Source organism: Ruegeria sp. AB6 (genome assembly GCF_056542685.1).
In genome coordinates this window covers 321,022-339,615 of sequence record NZ_JBQGAD010000005.1, presented here as the reverse complement: position 1 = coordinate 339,615, position 18,594 = coordinate 321,022, and the positions used below count along the sequence as shown (strand labels likewise).

General features: G+C 58.4%; 17 protein-coding genes and 1 tRNA gene. 14 read left to right on the top strand and 4 right to left on the bottom strand.

Annotated features, from left to right (window positions below; genetic code table 11):
- Positions 1-2 precede the first annotated feature (2 nt).
- Complete coding sequence (gene paaK, locus ACR0DB_RS13210) at positions 3-1,304, bottom strand: phenylacetate--CoA ligase PaaK (RefSeq protein ID WP_480551441.1); 1,302 nt, start codon at positions 1,302-1,304, stop codon at positions 3-5.
- Between the two features lie 10 nt (positions 1,305-1,314).
- Positions 1,315-1,740: a hydroxyphenylacetyl-CoA thioesterase PaaI gene (paaI, locus tag ACR0DB_RS13205; protein ID WP_480551439.1), complete on the bottom strand. Its 426-nt coding sequence runs from the start codon at positions 1,738-1,740 to the stop codon at positions 1,315-1,317.
- Positions 1,741-1,889: 149 nt separating this feature from the next.
- Here paaI and paaZ point away from each other — a divergent pair, with 149 nt between their 5' ends.
- From paaZ to ACR0DB_RS13185, 4 genes are all read left to right on the top strand, one after another.
- Entirely contained in the window at positions 1,890-3,941 is a 2,052-nt protein-coding gene (gene paaZ / locus ACR0DB_RS13200) for a phenylacetic acid degradation bifunctional protein PaaZ (RefSeq protein ID WP_480551437.1), read from the top strand.
- Positions 3,942-4,015: 74 nt separating this feature from the next.
- The gene (locus tag ACR0DB_RS13195) at positions 4,016-4,750 is read left to right on the top strand and encodes a hypothetical protein (protein WP_170785976.1); all 735 of its coding nucleotides are present in this window, start codon (positions 4,016-4,018) and stop codon (positions 4,748-4,750) included.
- A 149-nt stretch (positions 4,751-4,899) separates the two neighbouring features.
- Positions 4,900-5,763: an SGNH/GDSL hydrolase family protein gene (locus ACR0DB_RS13190; RefSeq protein WP_170773555.1), complete on the top strand. Its 864-nt coding sequence runs from the start codon at positions 4,900-4,902 to the stop codon at positions 5,761-5,763.
- A 23-nt stretch (positions 5,764-5,786) separates the two neighbouring features.
- Positions 5,787-6,671, top strand: a complete 885-nt coding sequence (locus ACR0DB_RS13185; protein ID WP_170773553.1) for an SGNH/GDSL hydrolase family protein — start codon at positions 5,787-5,789, stop codon at positions 6,669-6,671.
- On the opposite strand, the gene ACR0DB_RS13180 is transcribed toward ACR0DB_RS13185, so the two are convergent.
- Positions 6,668-7,297, bottom strand: a complete 630-nt coding sequence (locus ACR0DB_RS13180) for a response regulator transcription factor (protein ID WP_170773551.1) — start codon at positions 7,295-7,297, stop codon at positions 6,668-6,670. The two genes, ACR0DB_RS13185 and ACR0DB_RS13180, sit on opposite strands and share 4 nt — an antisense overlap.
- Positions 7,298-7,515: 218 nt before the next feature.
- On the opposite strand from ACR0DB_RS13180, the gene ACR0DB_RS13175 reads away from it, so the two are divergent.
- From ACR0DB_RS13175 to ACR0DB_RS13145, 7 genes are all read left to right on the top strand, one after another.
- Positions 7,516-8,757, top strand: a complete 1,242-nt coding sequence (locus tag ACR0DB_RS13175) for a pyridoxal-phosphate-dependent aminotransferase family protein (protein ID WP_480551435.1) — start codon at positions 7,516-7,518, stop codon at positions 8,755-8,757.
- Positions 8,758-8,785: 28 nt separating this feature from the next.
- Complete coding sequence (locus ACR0DB_RS13170; protein ID WP_480551433.1) at positions 8,786-9,985, top strand: malate--CoA ligase subunit beta; 1,200 nt, start codon at positions 8,786-8,788, stop codon at positions 9,983-9,985.
- The gene (gene sucD, locus ACR0DB_RS13165; protein ID WP_170773545.1) at positions 9,982-10,872 is read left to right on the top strand and encodes a succinate--CoA ligase subunit alpha; all 891 of its coding nucleotides are present in this window, start codon (positions 9,982-9,984) and stop codon (positions 10,870-10,872) included. The genes ACR0DB_RS13170 and sucD overlap by 4 nt, the downstream gene beginning before the upstream one ends.
- Positions 10,872-11,843: a 2-hydroxyacid dehydrogenase gene (locus tag ACR0DB_RS13160; protein ID WP_170773611.1), complete on the top strand. Its 972-nt coding sequence runs from the start codon at positions 10,872-10,874 to the stop codon at positions 11,841-11,843. Before sucD ends, ACR0DB_RS13160 begins: the two co-directional genes overlap by 1 nt.
- 28 nt (positions 11,844-11,871) lie before the next feature.
- Positions 11,872-12,849, top strand: coding sequence for an HpcH/HpaI aldolase/citrate lyase family protein (locus tag ACR0DB_RS13155; protein ID WP_480503809.1), 978 nt, complete (start codon positions 11,872-11,874; stop codon positions 12,847-12,849).
- Positions 12,850-13,069: 220 nt separating this feature from the next.
- Positions 13,070-13,591: a DUF4142 domain-containing protein gene (locus ACR0DB_RS13150; RefSeq protein WP_480551431.1), complete on the top strand. Its 522-nt coding sequence runs from the start codon at positions 13,070-13,072 to the stop codon at positions 13,589-13,591.
- Positions 13,591-13,932: a cupredoxin domain-containing protein gene (locus tag ACR0DB_RS13145; protein WP_480551428.1), complete on the top strand. Its 342-nt coding sequence runs from the start codon at positions 13,591-13,593 to the stop codon at positions 13,930-13,932. The genes ACR0DB_RS13150 and ACR0DB_RS13145 overlap by 1 nt, the downstream gene beginning before the upstream one ends.
- Before the next feature lie 102 nt (positions 13,933-14,034).
- Here ACR0DB_RS13145 and ACR0DB_RS13140 read toward each other — a convergent pair.
- A tRNA-Leu gene (locus ACR0DB_RS13140) sits at positions 14,035-14,119 on the bottom strand.
- Positions 14,120-14,512: 393 nt separating this feature from the next.
- Here ACR0DB_RS13140 and ACR0DB_RS13135 point away from each other — a divergent pair.
- The 3 genes from ACR0DB_RS13135 to ACR0DB_RS13125 are packed head-to-tail and all read left to right on the top strand — an operon-like array spanning position 14,513 to position 18,590.
- Positions 14,513-14,920, top strand: coding sequence for a hypothetical protein (locus tag ACR0DB_RS13135; protein ID WP_174819453.1), 408 nt, complete (start codon positions 14,513-14,515; stop codon positions 14,918-14,920).
- A 2-nt stretch (positions 14,921-14,922) separates the two neighbouring features.
- Positions 14,923-16,932: a dynamin family protein gene (locus ACR0DB_RS13130; RefSeq protein ID WP_480551426.1), complete on the top strand. Its 2,010-nt coding sequence runs from the start codon at positions 14,923-14,925 to the stop codon at positions 16,930-16,932.
- Between the two features lie 8 nt (positions 16,933-16,940).
- Positions 16,941-18,590 carry a dynamin family protein gene (locus tag ACR0DB_RS13125; RefSeq protein WP_480551424.1) on the top strand — a complete coding sequence of 550 codons (1,650 nt, stop codon included), beginning with the start codon at positions 16,941-16,943 and terminating at the stop codon, positions 18,588-18,590.
- Positions 18,591-18,594 lie beyond the last annotated feature (4 nt).

Sequence of the window (18,594 nt, the reverse complement as noted above, 5' to 3'; positions counted from 1 at the left end):
GCTTAGCCCTTGGGCCTGTTGTCGATCACGCGGCGGGCTTTGCCCTGACTGCGTTCAACACTGCCGGGGGTGCCGACAGATACGGTCGCGCCGACGCCAATTGTGTCCCTGATCTTTTTGGTCAACACCCCGGACAGGGCCTGTCTGGCGTCCTCGCTTGCCGCAGCCTCAACATGCACTGTCATCGCGTCCATGCGCCCGTCGCGGGTCAGTTCGATCTGGAAATAAGGGGCCAGATCAGGAGTTGCGAGAACAAGTTCCTCGACCTGAGTGGGAAAGACATTCACGCCGCGCAGAATGATCATGTCGTCCGAGCGCCCGGTGATCTTCTCCATCCGCCGCATGGACCGCGCCGTTCCCGGCAACAGCCGTGTCAGATCGCGGGTCCGGTAGCGGACCATGGGCAGGCCCTCTTTGGTTAGGGTAGTGAAAACCAATTCTCCCATTTCGCCATCCGGCAGAACCTCACCGGTTTCGGGGTCGATGATTTCGGGAAAGAAGTGATCTTCCCAGATATGCAAACCGTCTTTGGTTTCGACACATTCATTGGCCACACCCGGCCCCATGATCTCGGACAGGCCGTAGATATCGACCGCGTGCATGTTGAACGCTTCTTCGACCTCGGCACGCATGGCGTTGGTCCATGGCTCTGCGCCAAAAATGCCGACTTCCAAAGAGGTGTCACGCGGGTCGATCCCCGCCGCGTGGAATTGTTCGAGGATGTTGAGCATATAGGACGGCGTCACCATGATCGTGCTGGGGCGGAAGTCTTGAATCAGCATCACTTGCCGCTCGGTCATACCGCCCGAGACCGGGACGACAGTGCAGTTCAGCTTTTCCGCACCGTAGTGTGCACCCAAGCCGCCGGTGAACAGGCCATAGCCATAAGCGACTTGCACAGTATCACCGGGTTTGGTGCCGCTGGCGCGCATTGATCGGGCGACCAGATGGGCCCAGTTGTTGATATCCGTGCGCGTATACCCGACCACCGTCGGCTTTCCGGTGGTCCCGGATGAGGCATGAACGCGCAGGATCTGATCCTGTGGCACGGCGAAAAGCCCAAACGGATAATTGTCGCGCAGGTCATTTTTGTAGGTAAATGGGAATTTGGACAGGTCGCTCAGGTCCGTCAGGTCATCCGGGTGAACCCCTGCTGCATCGAACCGTTGTCGATACATGCGCACATTGTCATAGGCGTGTTTCAGTGACCATCTGAGCCGCTGTAACTGAAGCGCTCTGATTTCATCCAGAGACGCAATTTCGATCGGGTCGAGCGTGTCTCGGGCCGGTGTTAGGTCTTTCATGGGCGCCTCCCTATTCTTCGAACAACTGTCCGCGCACGGCCCGAGAGCATCCGCGGAATTCAGCGATCACAGCGTCGCTTTGGTTGGTGACGGTCACGTCGTAAATGCCGTTGCGCCCGGTCAGAGCGACCTCGCGCGCGCGGGCCGTCAGTCGGTCGCCCAAGCGGCCGGGCGTGATATAAGAAATCGTGTTGTGTTGGGCGACTGTGGATTGATTGCGACTGTTGCAGGCAAAGGCAAAGGCGCTGTCGGCCAGCATGAAGATCAGCCCACCGTGGCAAATCCCGTGCCCGTTGACGTGGTGTCCTTCGACGGTCAGGGACAGCTGCGCCTGTCCCTCATCCATCATATCAATCTGCATACCTGCCCAGGGGCTGGCATTGTCCGAGGCCCACATGACCTGGGCTGCACGTTCGGCGCGCTCTTTCGGGGTCATGAAGGCACCCTTGGGCGTCTGTCAGGCGCGTTATCCGGCACGACATTCTCCTTGATCTTTGCCCGTCCTAAATCTAAACATTCCATAAACCGACCGGTAGGTCAATTAATCAGTGACGCCTTGCCGGTCCTTATCGCGGGGATCGCCAGATGAATATTCAGGACGTGCACAGCTATGTTTGCGGGCAATGGATCGGCAGCGACAGCACCGCACGCGAGATCCATTCGGCCGTTACCGGCGAGCTGATCGCGCGCGCCGGAACCAGCCACTTGGATGTGGGCGCGATGCTGGAATACGCGCAGACCAAAGGCGGCCCTGCCCTGCGCAAGATGAGCTTTCACGACCGGGCCAGAATGCTCAAGGCGCTGGCGCTGCATCTGGGTCAGCATAAACAGGCGCTTTATGACGCCTCGTTTGCGACAGGGGCGACTCAAAGGGATCACATGATTGATGTCGATGGCGGGATCGGCACGGTTTTGGTCATCGCCAGCAAGGGTCGGCGCGAGATGCCCAATGACACGATCTATCTGGACGGCCCGGTTGAACGTCTGTCGCGGCAGGGCACGTTTTTGGGCCAGCATGTCTGTACCTCGCTGACCGGTGTGGCCGTTCACATCAACGCGTTCAACTTCCCGGTCTGGGGGATGCTGGAAAAGCTGGCTCCGACCCTGCTGGCCGGTATGCCCGCGATTGTGAAACCGGCCACCGCGACCTGCTATGTGACTGAGCTGTGTGTTCGGATCATGCTGGACAGTGGTCTGCTGCCCGAAGGGGCCGTGCAGCTGGTCAGCGGCAATCTGGGCCCGATACTGGATCATCTGGGCGGGCAGGATGTCGTCAGCTTCACAGGCTCGGCGGCGACGGCCCGCAAGCTGCGCAGTGCGCCCTGTATTCTGGACAACGCCACCCGCTTTGTGGCCGAGCAGGACAGCCTGAACGCGTCAGTCCTTGGTCCGGACGCAGTGCCCGGAACGCCCGAGTTTGACTTGTTTATCAAGGAGGTCCAGCGTGAGATGACCGCGAAAGCCGGGCAGAAATGCACCGCCATCCGCCGCATCATGGTGCCTGAGGCGCATATCGACGCGGTGTCAGATGCCCTGCGGGATCGGTTGAGCTCGGTCGTGATCGGGAATCCGGCGGATGAGAAGACTCAGATGGGAGCGCTGGTTTCGCAAGCGCAACGCCGTGATGTGTTGGAAAAGGCGGCTCTGATCGGGCAAGAGGCCGAGCGTATTTTCGGCGACCCCGATGATTTTATTGTCCTCGGTGCCGACGCGGACGAAGGGGCATTTGTCCCGCCGATGCTGTTCCGCTGTAATACGCCGGATGCGGCCCAAACTCTGCACGCGGTCGAGGCTTTTGGTCCTGTTTCTACCGTGATGCCCTATCGGGATTTGGATAACGCGATTGAACTGGCCAACAAAGGCGATGGCAGCCTAGTGGCCTCGGTCATTACACATGACCCCGAGGTCGCGCGCCAGTTTGTGATTGGTGTCGGGGCGTTTCATGGGCGGCTCTACCTCAACAACCGCGACTCGATGAAAGAAAGCACCGGCCATGGATCCCCCCTGCCCCACATGGTTCATGGCGGCCCTGGTCGCGCAGGCGGCGGCGAAGAGCTGGGCGGCATACGCGGTGTGATGCACTATATGCAGCGAACTGCCGTACAGGGTAGCCCGGACCTGTTGACGCGGATCGGCGAGAAATGGGTGCCGGGGGCGACCGAGGCCACGGACCGAGCCCATCCCTTCACCCGCACGTTCCACGAATTGGAGGTCGGTGAGACGCTGGTGACGGACCCGCGCGAGATATCGCTGGATGATATTGAAACCTTCGCCCATTTCACGGGCGACACGTTCTACGCGCATATGGACGAGGCAGCGGCAAGTCGAAATCCGTTCTTTCCAGGGCGGGTTGCCCACGGATACCTGCTGCTGAGTTTTGCGGCGGGGCTGTTTGTACAGCCGGACGAAGGCCCGGTACTGGCCAATACCGGCCTCGACAATCTGCGGTTCCTGAAACCGGTGCAGGCGGGCGATAGTATCCGCGTGCACCTGACGGTCATGCAAAAGACCCCGCGCAACCAGGACTATGGTGAGGTGCGCTGGCATGTCTCGATCCGCAACCAAGAGGACGAGCTGACCGCCGAATATGAACTGCTGACTATGAACGCCTATGCGCTGACTGATCCTGCGGGATAAGCGTAGCCACGTGACCCGTCGGCATGGTACTTAAAGGGGCGCAACAGAGTGTACCCCCTTGGAAAGACCTACATTTGACTCCTGCCGAGACATTGATTGAAGACCTTAGCGCGCTGGAGCCGATCAAGACCTGGTCCCTGATCGTGACGCTGTTTGGTGACCTGAATGGTCAGCCCGTCACCGGCAAGCAGCTGGGTGCAATTCTGGGCCGGGTCGGGATTAAGACCGAAGCCATGCGCGTTGCCCTGCACAGGCTGCGCAAGGACGGCTGGATCGTATCCACCAAAATCGGCCGCGAAGTGACCTATAGCCTGTCCAGCCATGGTTTGGCCGAAACCCGCGCGGTCTATGAGGACGTGTACCGTCAGGATGTTAAATTTCCCGATGGTTGGTGTGTGGCTTTGACTCGACAGGATTGTGAGCCGACCGGCGCGATGATCCGTCTGGACCGGGCATTGTTTCTGGTGCCGGTATCCGAGGCTACGCGCAGCGATCAGACACGGCTGCGGTTTGAACCCGAGCCCGTGCCCATGTGGTTCGCCGGCAAGATTGTTGCACCGCAGACCATAACGCATGTGCAGCGTCTTCATGATCTGGCGGGACGCATGGATTTTCTGACCCTGCCCGCCCTGCCCCAAGCCACGATACGCCTTCTGCTTCTGCACCATTGGCGCAAAATTGCGCTGCGAGGGTCAAGCTGGGCCCATATCTCACTATGTCCAGACGGCCCGCTTGCGCTATGCCATCAACGTGTTTCGGGTTTGTTGGCCGAACTGCCCAAACTTTCAACGGATCACCTGACGATGTGAGATCGACTCCGTCGTGCTCACCGATACAACAGCGCAACGAACCCTTTTTGTAACCTGGTGTTGATTGGTATTTCATTGCCCAATACGCCATCTTTTACCGATCAGTAAGAAAACGGGTTGAAATTTGACCGCACGATCAAGGTGACTGCGTGACGACAAAGATAGTTTCATTTCTAAACGCAGCGCTGGTTTCGGTGCTGATGTTGGGCGGCCACTCGGCCTCGGCACAGCCAGATATTCTGGTGCTTGGGGATAGCCAGATCTCGTTCGGGGCGGGCAAGGAATATGTTCGATTCTTTGCGGAATTGCCGAACCGCTGCGAGATGACGCAAAAGCGCACCAAGCTGCTGGAAAAGCTGGGCACGCGCCAGACGGCGGCCATCGGGGTGCGGTCGACATCGCTTCAATCATGGACCTCGACCAGCGGGCCGACGCGCGGTGCCATTTGTGACGTTGACAAGAAATACGGCGTGAATGCAGGGGCCTACGGCATCGACGGCAACCCGGACCGCGTGTTCATCCAGATCGGTAAAGGTAAGTCCTATCAGTTCTGCAAGCCGAAACAGACCGCCTTCGAGTCGATGTTTGCAGATGGCTACTATGACCCTGACCTGCTGATCCTGACCTTTCTGGGTAATTCTGCGGACAGATGGGCAAACTCACCCGACGCGGCCGAAGAGGACGTGCGGCGGACTTTAGCTCAGGTGCCTGAAGATACGGCATGTATCTATATCTCCAGCGCGCCGGTTTACCTGAAAAAGACCAATGACAAGCGGATGAAAGCGCAAACCGCCATCGCCCGCGCGTTCGACCGCGCCGATGCGCAGTGTATTGCGGTTGAGGGGTTCAACGCGAAAACACGTGCGGCAATCGAAGGGAAGCCCAAGTTTTTTCGCCGCAACGATGCCGGTCGCGTCAAAGACCCGCATCATCCCAGCAACGCCGCCATTCGCCAATTTTTAAAGATCAACACGACCGAGTTTTGCGATGCCATATTCTCGGCCCTTGAATAAAGAGACCGCATAAAGGGGGAAAAATGCAGTTTCTGACAAAAGCACTGAGCCTTGTCATAGGCGCGTTGATGATGGTGCCTGCAGCGCAGGCGGAACCTTTCGACTCGCCCGAGATTTTGATTATCGGTGACAGCCAGATATCTTTCGGGTCAGGCCCGGCATTTCTGGAGTTTTTCAGCGACATAAAAAGCCATTGCAAACCAAACGCCCAGCAAAAAAGCCATCTGAAACGTTTGGGGAAGATGCGCGTGGGTGTCATTGGTGTTCGTTCCAGCTCGATCAGCGCGTGGACGGCGCGATCGGGGGCCGGAAAGGACACGATCTGCAAGGTCGATCCGAAATGGCGGGTGAACGCGGGTGCCTATGGTTTTGTCAACAATTCCGACAAGAAATTCGTCCAGATCGGGCAAGGGCGCGAATACCAGTTCTGCGCGCCGGGGACCTCGCCTTTGGAGCAGATGCTGCGCGAAGATTACTATGACCCAAAGCTGATACTGATGTCATTTCTGGGCAATTCGGCCAAACGTTGGGCCAACAGCCCCGAGGCCGCGATCCGCGATGTGCAGCGCCTGAAAAGCCAGCTGCCGCCGGATTTGCCCTGTATCTTCATGACGACGGCACCGGCCTATAAGAAAAAGATCGTGGACCTGCGTCTGCGCGCGCAGGAAAACCTGATGAAGGCGTTTGAAACCTCTGGCCTGCGCTGTTCTTTCGTGCCGGGGGCGACGCCGGAAACCGTTGCGGCCAATCAGGGCAACAAAGAGTATTTCCGGCTGAACAAGAAAGGGCTGGTCAAGGATCCCTACCATCCCAACGAAGCGGCCGCGAAAAACTTCTTTGCGCTTGAGATGGATCAGATTTGCACGGCCATTTTCACCCAGATCGAACCGGTGAAAGAGCAGAGCTAGTCCGACGCCGTCTTGGACGAATAGTAGAACGCAATTGCCTGGGCCCGGTTCTTGACCGAGAGCTTTTCGTAGATGTTGGACAGGTGAAACTTCACCGTGTTGGCCGAAATTTGCAGCTCTTTCGATAGATCACGGTTGGATAAGCCTTTGGCCAAGGCTTCAAGGATTACAATTTCCTTGCGCGACAGGCTTTGCAGCGGGTCCCTTTGCATTTTGCGCACGTCGATAAAAGGGAACACCATCTTGCCGCGCGCAACGTCGATGCAGGTTTCCAGCAGCCCCTCGACCTCGCCCGAGCGCGAAGCGAACCCGGCCGCCCCCGCCTGCATCGCCAATCGGGGGATTTCTCCGCCGTCATCGCCATAGACGACAAAACGCGGCGGGTTCTCTTGTTCGCGCAGGACCTCGATCAGCTTTGCAGCACCAAGAACGGGCAAATTCCACGAGATCACGCAGATTTTGACCGGCACCCGCATGATGGCACCCAGAAACCCTTCGGCCGTTGCTGACGTAGCGACCAGAGAGAATCGGGGGTCACGCTCGAATATTTCAGACATGGCCGACAGAACCAGCGGGTTGTTGTTGGCCAGCATGACATCAATGGGGCGAGAGGCGGCATCGGACATTGATTTTCCCCGAAAAATTACAAAAACTACCCGTATGGGTAGGATAAAAATCCGTATACAACGGCATATTTACCAGAATGGGTAGTTTCTTACCCACCCCAACAGATATCCAAAGGCAGTAGTAAGTTACGTTGCGTGACGAGGCAAGATTCGATTTTCCTCAACCTCAACACGTCTGGCCGGGCGCCCCCAACCCCGGTCGTTTTGGAGGATCGAACGTGACATTTCAAATCTACCCTACCCTCGAAATCCCTGAAACACTTGCTGCGGGTCCTGGCCCCGGCAACACGGATGCCCGCGTTTTGCAGGCATTCGCCAGTGCCGGTGTTGCCGACCATATGCAGGGAGACGTTCTGCGCGGCATGATCGAATGCAAGCACATGCTGCGTCAGATCTGGGGGACTGAGAACACCTATACTTTCGCTGTCGCCGGAACCGGTTGGAGCGGGCTGGACACCATGTTCTCGGCTGTGATGCCGGGTGACAAGGTTGTCGCCTTTACCAACGGCACCTTCTCGGGCATCGATGCGCTGACCCTGCGGATCAAAGCCGCCACCCCGGCCGAGCACGCAGCAAACCCGCTGGACCCGCAAGCTGCCAGCGTCACCGTGATTGAGGTGCCCCATGGCCAACCCGTCACCGGCGAGATGGTCGACGAGGTTTTGGCGCAGCATAAACCGAAATGGGCCTTCATGGCGCACTGGGAAACCGGTTCGGGCCGTGTGAACGATATTCAGGGCTTTTCGGACGCGTGCGAACGTCATGGCGCGATGGGCCTGATCGACGCTGTGTCGTCTCTCGGTGTGTCGGATTTCCGCATTGACGATTTCCCTGGTGTCGCAGGATGGGCGTCGTGTCCGCAAAAAGGCCTGTGCTGCCTGCCGCTGACCTATGCACCAGTCAGCTTTACCGACGCTTATATCGAGGTATTGAAGACGTCGGGCGCTTATTCCTACGTTCACAACCCGATCTTCGAGGCACGCCACTGGGGCATCGTCGATGGACAAGATGTCGAGAAAGGCACTTACCACCGCACCCATTCGGGCTATGCCGTGGCCGCCTTCCATGAATCCCTCCGCCTGACCCTGATCGAGGGGCTGGCCAAACGTGCCCAATCCTACAAAACGCACGAGGCCGTGCTGCGCGATGCCGTGACTGCGATGGGATGCCAGGTGACGTCGGATATGCCCAGCCTTGTGGTGTTGAACCTGCCGCCGGAACTGGCCGGTCGTGAGATGGAGCTGGTGCAGAATTGTCGGGCACAGGGATTTGGTATCTGGCCGACGCTCAGCGCGCCTGTTCAGGTCCGGATTGGCATCCTGAACCAGCTGAACCACCAGGCCATCAGCCACATCGTGCGCCTGTTCGGCCAAGCGGTGCAGGACATGGGCGGCTCGGTTGATCTTGAGGCGGTCGAGGCCCTGCTGGAAAGCCGCTACGGCACGTCGATCGCGGCCTGACCGCACTGCATGAACGGGAGGTTTGCAGATGGATATCCATGAATATCAAGCGAAAGAACTGCTGTCGAAATTTGGTGTCGAGACCCCTTCTGGGGCCTTGGCCTACAGCCCCGAACAGGCCGCCTATCGCGCGCGTGAGCTGGGCGGAGACAAGTGGATCGTCAAGGCGCAGGTCCATGCCGGTGGGCGTGGCAAGGCCGGGGGCGTCAAGCTGTGCAACTCGGAAAGCGAAATCCATGCGGCCTGTGACGACATGTTCGGGCGCAAGCTGGTCACGCATCAGACCGGACCCGAAGGCAAAGGCATCTACCGCGTCTATGTGGAATCTGCCGTGCCGATCGACCGCGAGATTTATCTAGGCTTTGTGCTGGACCGGTCCAGTCAGCGGGTGATGATCGTGGCCTCGTCCGAAGGCGGGATGGAGATCGAGGAAATCTCGGCCGAGCGTCCCGACAGCATCGTGCGCTCGATCGTTGAACCGGCGGTGGGCCTGCAGGAATTCCAGGCCCGCGAGATCGCGTTTAAATTGGGGCTTGAGCCGAAGCTGACCCAACACATGGTCCGCACCTTGCAGGGTTGCTATGCCGCTTTCAGCGAGCTGGACGCAACTATGGTCGAGATCAACCCGCTGGTCATCACTGGCGATGACCGTGTGTTGGCACTGGACGCGAAGATGAGCTTTGACGACAATGCTCTGTTCCGTCGCCCTCAGATCGCTGAACTGCGCGACAAAAGTCAGGAAGACCCGCGCGAAAGCCGCGCGGCGGATCGGGGCCTGTCTTATGTCGGGCTGGATGGCAATATCGGCTGCATCGTGAACGGCGCCGGTCTGGCTATGGCCACGATGGACACGATCAAGTTGGCCGGTGGCGAGCCTGCGAACTTTCTGGATATCGGTGGAGGTGCCTCGCCCGAGCGGGTGGCCAAGGCCTTCCGGCTGGTTCTGTCAGATGACAATGTTCAGGCGGTTCTGGTCAATATTTTCGCCGGTATCAACCGGTGCGACTGGGTGGCCGAAGGTGTCGTGCAGGCGCTGCGCGAGCTTGAGATTGACCTGCCAGTTATCGTGCGCCTTGCGGGCACAAATGTTGAAGAAGGTCAGAAAATCCTGGCCAAGTCGGGCCTGCCGATCATCCGCGCGACGACACTGATGGAAGCCGCCGAGCGCGCCGTAGGCGCATGGCGCAACGATTTGACCCAAAACACCAAGATGAGGGCCGTGCAATGAGCATTCTACTGGACCGTGATAGCCGCGTTATCGTTCAGGGCATCACCGGACGCATGGCGCGCCTGCACACCAAGGACATGGTGCAGTACGGCACCAATGTCGTCGGCGGCGTTGTCCCGGGTAAGGGTGGCGAAACCGTTGAAGGTGTGCCCGTCTTTGACACCGTCAAACAAGCGGTCGAGGCCACCGGCGCCGATGCCAGCCTTGTCTTCGTGCCGCCCCCGTTTGCGGCGGATTCGATCATGGAAGCCGCAGATGCCGGTATCCGTTATTGCGTCTGCATCACCGACGGTATCCCGGCGCAGGATATGATCCGCGTCAAACGCTACATGTACCGCTATCCCAAGGACAAACGCATGGTGCTGACCGGCCCGAACTGCGCTGGAACCATCAGCCCCGGTAAGGCGCTGTTGGGGATCATGCCGGGCCATATCTACCTGCCTGGCAATGTGGGCATCATCGGACGCTCGGGCACGTTGGGCTATGAAGCCGCAGCGCAGTTGAAAGAGCGCGGCATCGGTGTTTCGACCAGCGTCGGCATCGGCGGCGACCCGATCAACGGCTCGTCCTTCCGCGATATTCTTGAGCGTTTCGAACAGGATGAAGACACTGAGGTTATTGCTATGATCGGCGAGATCGGCGGCCCTCAGGAAGCCGAAGCGGCGGAATATATCCGCGATCACATCACCAAGCCCGTTGTGGCCTATGTCGCGGGTCTGACCGCGCCCAAGGGCCGGACGATGGGCCATGCAGGTGCAATCATCTCGGCCTTTGGCGAAAGCGCCAGCGAGAAGGTGGAAATCCTGTCGGCGGCGGGCGTGACCGTGGCCGAAAACCCGGCGGTGATCGGCGAAACCATCGCTCGTGTCATGGGAAAGGCTGCGTGATGGTCAAACCTTCGGTCCTTGTCACCCGTCGCTGGCCTGCCGCCGTCGAGGCGCAACTGGCCGAAAGCTATAACACCGTGCTGAATACCGGGGACATTCCGATGTCCCCGGCCGAGATCCGCGACGCGCTGAAAAAATACGACGCGGTTCTGCCCACTGTGACCGATACGCTCAGCGCCGAGGCGCTGGACGTGCCCGCCGCGCAAACCAAAATCCTCGCCAATTATGGCGTTGGCTACAGTCATATCAACGAACCGGCCGCCCGTGATCTGGGCATGACCGTGACCAACACGCCGGACGTCCTGTCCGAATGCACCGCCGATCTGGCCATGACGCTGTTGCTGATGGCCGCCCGTCGCGCGGGTGAAGGTGAGCGCGAGCTGCGCGCTGGTGGCTGGACCGGCTGGCGCCCGACCCATCTTGTGGGCACCAAGGTCAGCGGCAAGACGTTGGGCATTATCGGTTTTGGCCGCATCGGTCAGGAAATGGCCCGCCGGGCGCATCACGGGTTCGGTATGAACATTCTGGTACAAAACCGCAGCACGGTCTCGCCCGACGTACTGAAGCAATTCAACGCCACGCAGGTCGACACGGTGGACGATTTGCTGCCGCAATGCGACTTCGTCTCGCTGCACTGCCCCGGTGGGGCCGCGAACCGTCACCTGATCAACGGGCGCAGGCTGGACCTGATGAAGCCTGATGCCTTCCTGATCAACACTGCGCGCGGTGAGGTGGTAGACGAGCATGCTCTGGTGCAGTCGCTGATGTTCGAAACCATCGGCGGGGCCGCGCTGGATGTGTTCGATGGCGAGCCGCGCATTAGCCCGGACCTGCTGCAATGCGACAATCTGGTGATGCTGCCGCATCTGGGCAGCGCCACCCGTGAATCGCGCGAGGCCATGGGCTTTCGCGTGTTGGACAATCTGGGCGACTTCTTCGCAGGCCGCTCACCCCGAGACCGCGTGATCTAACGCACACTTCTTTCAAAGGACCAAACCCATGAGCTTTTATGCCATCGAACAGGCACCCGCGCGCCTGAACCGCAGCGAACTCGCCGTGCCGGGCAGCCAGCCCAGTATGTTCGAAAAAGCGGCCCAGTCGGATGTCGATGTGATCTTCCTTGATCTGGAAGACGCGGTCGCGCCCGACGAAAAGGAACAGGCCCGCAAGAACATCATTCAGGCTTTGAATGACATCGACTGGGGTAACAAGACCATGTCCGTGCGGATCAATGGTCTGGATACCCACTATATGTACCGCGACGTGGTCGATGTGGTCGAACAGGCGGGTGAACGTCTGGACCTGATCATGATCCCCAAGGTCGGCACCGCAGCAGATGTTTATGCGGTCGACATGATGGTCACTCAGATCGAAGACGCGATGGGGTACAAGAAACGCATCGGGTTCGAGCACATTATCGAGACCGCGTTGGGCATGCAGAACGTCAGCGAGATCGCGGCCGCCTCGAAACGCAACGAAAGCCTTCATTTCGGTGTGGCTGACTATGCGGCCTCGACCCGCGCGCGCACCACGATCATTGGTGGCGTGAACCCGGACTATTCCGTACTGACCGATCCCGATGGTGACGCATCCCGCGCAACCCATTGGGGCGACATGTGGCACTATGCGCTGGCGCGTATGGTCGTGGCTGCGCGCGCCAACGGCCTGCGCCCGATTGACGGCCCGTTCGGCGATTTCCAGGACCCCGAAGGCTATAAGGCGGCTGCCAAACGCGCAGCCGTTCTGGGCTGCGAGGGTAAATGGGCCATCCACCCCAGCCAGATCGCGCTGGCCAACGAAGTCATGTCGCCCAGCGATGCTGAAGTCACCAAAGCACAGCGCATTCTGGTCGCCATGGCCGAGGCCGAGACTGCCGGCAAAGGGGCCGTATCGCTGGATGGTCGCCTGATTGACTATGCTTCGATCCGGCAGGCCGAAGTCATGGTCGAAAAAGCAAAGCAGATTGCAGCCGCTTGATCTGCTTGCCTCGCGCGGCGCTGCCTGATCCCAAACAGCGCCGCGCGTTTTAGTCCCTTTTCTGTGGGTTTGGACGGTCTGACTTGCCAATCCTGGTTCACATTTGCGCGCGCGTTCCGAAATCTGAACGATCTGTGCTGGATTTTGAACGGCTGAGTATGTGGTCTTGATCATCGTTGGGGATACTGGGCGCATCAGTCCAATCCAACGGAGATCCGTCATGAAAAGATTCCTCGCCACTTTCGCCATTTCGCTGGCTGTCGTAACCGCCGCTACGGCGCAGGACGTTGCTGATATGAGCGACCTGGAATACGCGCATATCGCCTATACTGCTGACAACATTGACATTCGCTATGCGCATCTGGCCTTGGCGTTGTCGGAAAATCCCGACATCCACGAGTTTGCCAATACGATGATCCGGGATCATACCGCCGTTAACGCAGCGGCGCTGGGATTGCTGGACAAGCTGGGTGCATCGGCGCAGGACAATGCATTCAGCCAGACATTGAATTCCAACGCGGAAGAGATCATCAACAATCTGTCGCAGCTGCGTGGTGCCGAGTTCGACAAGGCCTATGCGGCCAATGAACTGGCGTATCATCAGGCCGTCAACGAGTTGGTTGAAAACACAATGATCCCCAATATCGACAATGCCGAGGTCAAGGCGCTGTTCGAACAGGGCCTTGAGATTTTCAAGGCGCATGAAGGTCATGCGGAAATGATGGTCGAGTCTCTGAACTGATGTCCAAACCTGTGTCACGTCGATTCGTCGTGATCGGAGCGGCTGCTTCGGCAGCCGCTTTGGTATCGCGGGGAAGGGCAGAGAATGTCCCAAAGACGCATGAAATCCAAATCCGCCGCTTCAAGTTCGAACCCGATCATATACAAGTTCATCCGGGGGACAGGATCAAGTGGGTCAATCTGGATATCGCACCCCATACAGCGACCGCAGTTGATCGCAGTTGGGACACGTTTGAGCTTGTGAAAGACGCAAGCAGTGAAATTCAGGTTACGGAAGGGATGGAACAGTCCTATTTTTGCGAGTTTCATCCTCATATGAAGGGCCGGATCGAAATCCTTTGATCGGTCGATTTGGCTTTACCTAAGCCTCATCGAGCGAACCGTCGTCCCAATCTTTTGGAGCGTGGAAATCGGTTCCATTCCAACAAAAACTTTAGAAAGAAATGGTGCGGGTGGAGGGACTTGAACCCCCACGCCTTGCGGCGCCAGAACCTAAATCTGGTGCGTCTACCAATTTCGCCACACCCGCATCCGTGGCATCTCGTGCCAGACTGAGGGCCAAATAGCAAAGCTTGAACCCAAGTGCGAGAGGGAAATTTCGACTCAGGTCAATAAATTCGGCTGGTCGGATCACGTCGTAATCACGGGCCGGCAGCGTTCGCCGCTTGCTCGCGTGGACAGCTTGGTGGTTGAGTGCATTATTGTCGCCTGCGGTCGCACAAAAATTATCGCTAAGATATTGTATATAAACAAGAAACATATTTGCGCCACATTTCAAACGCCAAAAAATCTTATTCGCGTCAAATTAAGACCCCCTTGCAGATGGTTGATGGGCGCTGGGACCAGATGAGTCTTTTTGCCTCCGGGCGTTGTTGAAGAGCTTTTGCTCAACTCCAGAAAAAGGGTCGAAAACGTGACCAACATGATGAATTCAGCTGTGACCGAGCAAGATGCCGTTGGCCTTGCACGGGAAAGTTTTCTGGGCGAACTGAAATCCCTGAACCGGGATCACCCTAATACGGGTTTTGGCATTTCGTTGCGCACACATTCGGGGGGGCACTATCTGTTGGCCAATTCCCGCATGCCGCTGCCCGAAACCAAAGCCGCAGGTTTCCCCACGGGCCGTCGTCTGGCCTGTCTGGAAAACAGTGACAGTTTCAGCTCGATCGAAGTGCTGGCCGATTCCGGGGCTTATGAAAAGATTTCGCCCTCGGCCGAGGCTGCCATTCTGGGCAACGCACTGAACCTGATCGCGCGGATCGACACGCTGACCAGCGTGCAGCACGACCAGATAGACCATCCCATCGCCGCTACAGGAACCGGAGGTTAACCATGGCGCGTAACGATCACCTTTTGTCCGTTGGCAACGAAGCTCTGACGCCGATGACCTCGGCCATGACGGCTTTGACCACGCAGATCGACCAGCTGACAGAAGTGGCGGATGCGCGCTCCTCGGCGCGTCTTGCGACGCTGAAAACGCGGATGGAGAACTTCACTGCGAGTGTCACGCTTGTGGGGCAGGTCAAGGCAGGGAAATCGTCGATCGTGAATATACTGGCCGGGCGCCCTGCCCTGTTGCCGTCGGATGTGAACCCGTGGACCTCGGTGGTGACAACGCTGAACATCAACACCCGGACCGAGGGTGACAATAAGGCCAAGTTTACTTTCTTTGAACAGGAAGAATGGGACAACCTGATGGTCGGCGGTGGCCGGCTGGGCGAATTGGCCAATCGCGCCGGGGCCGATGACGAGATGGATGATATCCGCCGTCAGATTGGTGAGATGAAGGCCAAGTCGGAAGATCGTCTGGGCAAGCATTTCGACCTGATCCTGGGCCAGAGCCACCAATATGATTATTTCGACGAAGAACTGATCCAGCGCTATGTTTGCCTCGGGGATGAGGATGACCCGGATATCAATCCAAAGACTGGGCGATTTGCCGATGTGACGAAGTCTGCGGAACTGTTCATGGACATCCCGCAATACCCGATTTCGCTCAAGCTGTGTGACACGCCTGGTGTCAACGATACCTTCATGGTGCGGGAGCAAATCACCTTGCGCAGTCTGCGCGGGTCCGAGGTTTGCGTGGTCGTACTGGCGGCAAGCCAGGCGCTGACCACGATGGATATGGCGCTGATGCGGATCATCGCGCAGTTCGAGAACCGCCAAATCATCCTGTTCGTGAACCGAATTGATGAACTGGCCGATCCGGTCAATCAGGTACCCGAAATCCGCGACCGTATTCAGGACACGCTGAAACAGAACAATATCGATGGCAATACCAGCGTCGTGTTTGGCAGCGCGCTTTGGGCCGAGGCCGCACTGACCGGTAATCCTGACATCATGAACGAGGAATCGCGGCAGGCGCTGAACACCTTCTATTTGGCTGCCGGGTTTGGCGATCAGGCCCCCTCGCTGGACAAGATCTGGGCGCTTTCAGGCCTGCCCGATCTGCTGTTGGCGATGAACGAACGGATCGCCGAAGGCGCAGGCACCCGCCTGTTGGACCGTGTGCGCCACAAAGCGCGCAACATTGCCAGCCAAATCCGTGCAACTGCCGTGGCCAAGAAACTGTCAGATGGTGATGGTGTGGTGCGTGACCTCGACGGTGTCTCTCCTGAGCAGGCCATTGCGACCGTTATTGCGGAATATGACAAAAAGGCCGCTGTGCTGACCACATCCCTGCGGGGAAAAGTGCTGGAGCGTCTGAACTCGGCCGAAAAGAACTTTGTCAAACGCGCGACGGATTCCTTGATTGCGCATCTGGAAGAGAATGGCGAAGAAGGCACTTGGCAATACGATCCCGCCGGACTGCGGACCTTGCAAAAGGCGGCGTATTTCAGCTTTGCCCGCGCGATGCGCAAAGAGGCTGGTGCGCTTTACAGTGCTGCTGCGGCGGATGTTGAAGCCCTCTATCATAAGCTGCTGGGTAATCATCTTGGCGAGTTCGCAATCGAAGCACCAATTGTGCCGCGTGTCCCGCCCCCGTTGGGCATCGGGCGCACGATTGCGCTGGATTTGCAAAGCACGTGGTGGCGCCGCTGGTGGCAACGCCGCAAAGGGTTCGAGGCTTACGCCGCAGACTACACCCGCCTGATTGCGTCCGAGGCGAGCTCGATCACCAAGGATATCGAAGAAAACCAGATCGCGGCGGTGTTGGAAAACGTGCGTGCTGTTCTGTCTGACTTCCTGCGCGAGCAGAAAGAGACATTGCTGAACATATCGGCCACCGCCGAGACCGACGCATCCCGGAATGCGCTGATGGCGGGCATGGCCCCGCAGAAATCGCGCGACGATATCCTGGGCGACATCCTGAAAGATCTAAGCAACGAGGCAGCATAAGTAGCGACATGGCAAAAGATTCACAAACCCGCTTCGTTTCAACCAAGGCTTGGCAGCGCATTGAAAACTGGTCCCGGCGCAAACCCGTTTTCGCGCTCATGGGAGAGTTCAGCGCAGGCAAATCGACGCTGATGAACTTCCTGCTGCGCTCGGACGCTTTGCCGACACAGGTCACCGCCACCCAACTTCCGCCCGTGTGGTTTAGCTGGGGTAAGCAGTCCGCCTATGTCCAACGACCGGATGGGTCCCGGGACACAATCGGATTGGATCAGCTTGAATCGGTCGGGGTCAACGACGCTCAGTTCGTTCGGATTTTCCTGCAATCGGATATTCTGGAAGCTGTCGATCTGATCGACACGCCCGGTATCTCGGATCCGAAGATCTCGGATGATGTCTGGCGGCGTGCTGTGGGTCAGGCGAATGGCGTGTTGTGGTGTACCCATGCAACGCAAGCCTGGCGCGAGACTGAACGCGCGACATGGGTTTCTCTGCCCGAGCGGTTGCAGCACAATTCACTGTTGCTGATCACGCGAGCCGACGTGCTGGACGCAAAGGACCGCCAGAAAGTTTTGCGCCGGGTCAACCGTGAGGCTGGGCATCTGTTCAACCGTTCCATTCTGTTCTCGGCCCGCGATGCGATTGTGGCACGTGACAAAAGCGGCGATGCCGAGCAATGGGCGCGCAGTGGCGGTGGCAAAATGGTGGACAGTTTTCTTGAGATCACCGAACAGATCATGGACAACCGTGCCCATCAGTTGGCCAGATACCAGATTGATGACAGCCTGACCGGCGCGCCTGACATGAACGCTTTGCGCCCCGATGCCAACGGTGCGCGCGCGCCACTGAAGCTGGTAAACCCGGTTGATGTCTCGGATGCCGAGGATGTTGTGACATCCTTCCCGGTTCGCCCCGCCCGAGTGGAACTTTGCAAGGACGACGCGGATCGCGCGCCTCGGATCGACGCGGACGAAGCGGAACGGATGCGTGCGGAGATGACGAACTCGCCCGAGGACGCACAGGAGGAAGACCTGCGATCCTTCTTCCGGGACGCCGAAGAGCCCGAAGTGACGTTGACAGAAATGTCCGCTGGAGAAGAGAGCGACGACACCGAGGTTGATGCGTTCGAACAGGAAGTTGCTGCATTCGAAGCTCCAGTTGACTCGGACGAGGAAACATTTGTCGATGCGCTTGAGGAAAAACTGGCTTCAACTCCAGAACAGCCCGAGGTTGAGGATACCTCGGCTCCGGAAATCAGCGCGGAAGGGTCCGTTTCGTCCATTGCCGCGTTGATGGCCGAACAGCCCGAAAGTGCCGAGGATGAGTTTGAGCCTGAACCCGAGAGCAACAGCCTGATCGACATTCAGGTCGTCCCTCTCGCAGGGGCCAAGCGGACCGACAGCGACGCGCAGCCCGAAAAGCTGGAAGATCTGTTGAATGTGCCCGCCGGATCACCGCTGAGTGCGGCCGCGATGTGGCGCGACATTACCGAGGACGAGGACCTGCCTCAGGATGCGGACGGCCTGAAAGCTATGTTCCAGTCCTTCCTGGTCGAGTTTGACCAGATCGCGGCAGAACACAGCGCACGCAAATCTAAGCAGGACATGTCTTCGCTTGCCAAAAGCAACAAATCCGGCGGGGCCGAGTGGCATGTTCTGTAACCGA

Bases quoted from the DNA above. Each gene is read 5' to 3' on its own strand.
- ACR0DB_RS13185 (WP_170773553.1), top strand. From the start codon at position 5,787: ATGCAGTTTCTGACAAAAGCACTGAGCCTTGTCATAGGCGCGTTGATG.
- ACR0DB_RS13125 (WP_480551424.1), top strand. From the start codon at position 16,941: ATGGCAAAAGATTCACAAACCCGCTTCGTTTCAACCAAGGCTTGGCAG.
- paaK (WP_480551441.1), bottom strand. From the start codon at position 1,304: ATGAAAGACCTAACACCGGCCCGAGACACGCTCGACCCGATCGAAATT.
- ACR0DB_RS13180 (WP_170773551.1), bottom strand. From the start codon at position 7,297: ATGTCCGATGCCGCCTCTCGCCCCATTGATGTCATGCTGGCCAACAAC.
- ACR0DB_RS13130 (WP_480551426.1), top strand. From the start codon at position 14,923: ATGGCGCGTAACGATCACCTTTTGTCCGTTGGCAACGAAGCTCTGACG.
- paaI (WP_480551439.1), bottom strand. From the start codon at position 1,740: ATGACCCCGAAAGAGCGCGCCGAACGTGCAGCCCAGGTCATGTGGGCC.
- ACR0DB_RS13170 (WP_480551433.1), top strand. From the start codon at position 8,786: ATGGATATCCATGAATATCAAGCGAAAGAACTGCTGTCGAAATTTGGT.
- ACR0DB_RS13145 (WP_480551428.1), top strand. From the start codon at position 13,591: ATGTCCAAACCTGTGTCACGTCGATTCGTCGTGATCGGAGCGGCTGCT.
- ACR0DB_RS13160 (WP_170773611.1), top strand. From the start codon at position 10,872: ATGGTCAAACCTTCGGTCCTTGTCACCCGTCGCTGGCCTGCCGCCGTC.
- ACR0DB_RS13150 (WP_480551431.1), top strand. From the start codon at position 13,070: ATGAAAAGATTCCTCGCCACTTTCGCCATTTCGCTGGCTGTCGTAACC.
- sucD (WP_170773545.1), top strand. From the start codon at position 9,982: ATGAGCATTCTACTGGACCGTGATAGCCGCGTTATCGTTCAGGGCATC.
- paaZ (WP_480551437.1), top strand. From the start codon at position 1,890: ATGAATATTCAGGACGTGCACAGCTATGTTTGCGGGCAATGGATCGGC.
- ACR0DB_RS13155 (WP_480503809.1), top strand. From the start codon at position 11,872: ATGAGCTTTTATGCCATCGAACAGGCACCCGCGCGCCTGAACCGCAGC.
- ACR0DB_RS13135 (WP_174819453.1), top strand. From the start codon at position 14,513: ATGATGAATTCAGCTGTGACCGAGCAAGATGCCGTTGGCCTTGCACGG.